Annotated in this window: 1 protein-coding gene and 1 pseudogene; one reads left to right on the top strand and one right to left on the bottom strand. The window is 69.3% G+C overall.

What is annotated here, in order from left to right; all coding sequences use genetic code 11:
* A partial coding sequence (gene prpE, locus AC1D12_RS30715; RefSeq protein ID WP_477845003.1) for a propionate--CoA ligase occupies positions 1-1,501 on the bottom strand: 1,501 nt, incomplete at its 3' end.
* 219 nt (positions 1,502-1,720) lie between these two features.
* Between prpE and AC1D12_RS30720 the strand changes: the two are divergent.
* Positions 1,721-2,287, top strand: a pseudogene (locus AC1D12_RS30720) (C40 family peptidase); the annotation flags it as partial.
* Positions 2,288-2,569: the final 282 nt, after the last annotated feature.

Below are 2,569 nucleotides of genomic sequence, written 5' to 3' on the forward strand. Positions count from 1 at the left end.
CGTCGTCGTCGGTGCGGCCGAGGATGAAGTAGTAGCCGTCCTCGTCGCGCACGCCCCAGTCGAAGGTGCTGTAGACCATGCGCCCGGGGATCGTCTTCCAGTAGGTCTCGACGAAGCGCGCATCGTCGCGCCACACCGTCTGCATGCAGCCCGGAGGCAACGGCCCTTCGATGACCAGCACGCCCTTCTGGTTCGGCTGCGTCAGCTCCTCGCCGCTCAGCTCGTCGATCAGCTTCACGTCGTAGCCGTACATCGGCACGCCCGGGCTGCCGAACTTGCCGGCCGCCGGCTCGACGCCATTGGCGATCGTCAGGATCGGCCAGCCGGTCTCCGTCTGCCAGTAGTTGTCGATGACCGGCTTGCCCAGCCCGTCGGCGATCCAGTGCGCGGTCGGCTCGTCCAGCGGTTCGCCAGCCAGGAACAGCGCACGCAGGCTCGACAGGTCGTGCCGCTTCAGCAGCGCGGCATCGTGCTTCTTCAGCACCCGCACCGCGGTCGGCGAGCTGAACATCACGCTGACGCGGTACTTCTCGACCAGGCTCCACCACACCGCCGCGTCAGGCCGGATCGGCAGCCCCTCGTACATCAGCGTCGCCATGCCGGCRATCAGCGGCCCGTAGACGATGTAGCTRTGGCCGACCACCCAGCCGATGTCGCTGGTGCAGAAAAAGGTCTCGCCGGCCCGCCCCTGGAAGATGTGCTTCATGCTCGCGGCCAGCGCCACCGCGTAGCCGCCGGTGTCGCGCTGCACGCCCTTGGGCCGGCCGGTGGTGCCGCTGGTGTACAGCGTGTAGCTCGGCTGCGTGGCCTCGACCCAGGTGCACGGCACCACCGCGTCGAAGTGCGCCGCCCGCAGCGACTCGTACGAGGCATCGCGCTGCGCATCGAGCTGCATCGGGGCGAGCCCGCGGTCGATCATCAGCGTGCGCGGCGTGTGGTGATCGGCCAGCCGCATCGCCTCGTCGAGCAGCGGCTTGTAGGCCACCACCTTGCCGCCGCGGCTGCCGGCATCGGCGCTGACGATCAGCACCGGCTGCGCATCGTCGATGCGGCTCGCCAGGCTGACGCTCGCGAAGCCGCCGAACACCACCGAATGGATCGCGCCGATGCGGGCGCAGGCCAGCATCGTGAATGCCGCCTCGGGAATCATCGGCAGGTAGACCAGCACCCTGTCGCCCTGCTTCACACCGAGCGCCAGCAGGATGGCCGCCATGCGCTGCACCTCGGCATGCAGCTCGCGGAAGCTGTAGCGCCGCTCGTCGCCGGTCTCGCTGGAGACGTAGATCAGCGCGTCCTGGTCGGCGCGCGCGGCCAAGTGCCGGTCGACCGCGTTGTGGCACAGGTTGGTCCACCCGCCGACGAACCAGCGCGCGAACGGCGGGTGGCTCGCGTCGCAGACCTGCCCGAACGGCCGCTCCCAGTCGATCAGCGCCGCCTGTTCGGACCAGAAGCCGGCGCGGTCGGCGAGCGAGCGCGCATGAAAATCGCGATAGGCATTCATACCCTTGGTTACACCACAGAAACACCCCCGCAACAACCCAGGAAAAGCCTGAAAAGAACGTGCTAAGTGCCGGTTTTGAAAGGACTTTTGCCGTTGACGCTGCCCGGTGACTCTTTTATGCTGCGCGGCATGTTTCGGTCGGCCGTCCCCTTTTTCGTGCGCAGCGCCCTGGTGGCGGCGGCCTTCGGCTGCGGCAGCGCCTGGGCCGATACCGACCAGATCTCCCGCCTGCTGACCGACAAGGGGCTGATCGCGCCGGGTGGCGCGGCCGCCACGCCGGCTGCGGCACCGCCCAGTGAAGCGGCCTCCGCCCCGGCGGTCATCACGACAGCGACAGCCCCCGAAAGCTTCACCCAGCAGGTCCGCGAGAAGGCATCCGACATGGTGCTGACCGCGATGAACTTCCTTGGCGTGCGGTACCGCCGCGGCGGCAACGACGCCGACTCCGGCTTCGACTGCAGCGGCTTCACCCGCCACGTCTTCGAGAGCGCGCTCGGCCTCGTGCTGCCGCGCCGCGCCGACGAGCAGGCACACGCCAAGGGCCTGACAGCGGTCAAGCGCGACGAGCTGAAGCCCGGCGACCTGGTCTTCTTCAACACGCTGCGCCGCACCTTCTCGCACGTCGGCATCTACATCGGCGAAGGCAAGTTCATCCACGCGCCGAAGCCGGGCGGCGAGGTGCGGGTCGAGGACATGCGCTTCGCGTACTGGGCCAAGCGCTTCACCGGTGCCCGCCGCGCCGAGCAGGCCGATGCGCCGGCCGTGCCGTCGGCCACTGCGACGCTCGCTGCCGCTCCGGCCGGCGAGCCGCTGGCCGAGGTCGGCGCGGTAGCGGCCCCGCTTGCGGCTGTGGTGACGGCCGCAGCGCCGACCGCGCCCGAGGTGCTGAAGCCGAGCAGCCCGCCGGCCACCCGCAAGGTCACCCACAAGACCCGCCGCAAACCCGCGGCAAAGGCCGTGAAGGCCGTCAAGGCCTAATCGCCCCACGCCCATCCGACGCATGCCGGGCGGGCACAATCCGCCCATGGCCGACAAAGTGATTCCGCTGGCAGACCACCGCTATGCCTC

The sequence above is a fragment of the Rhizobacter sp. P1_G5 genome (assembly GCF_056405435.1).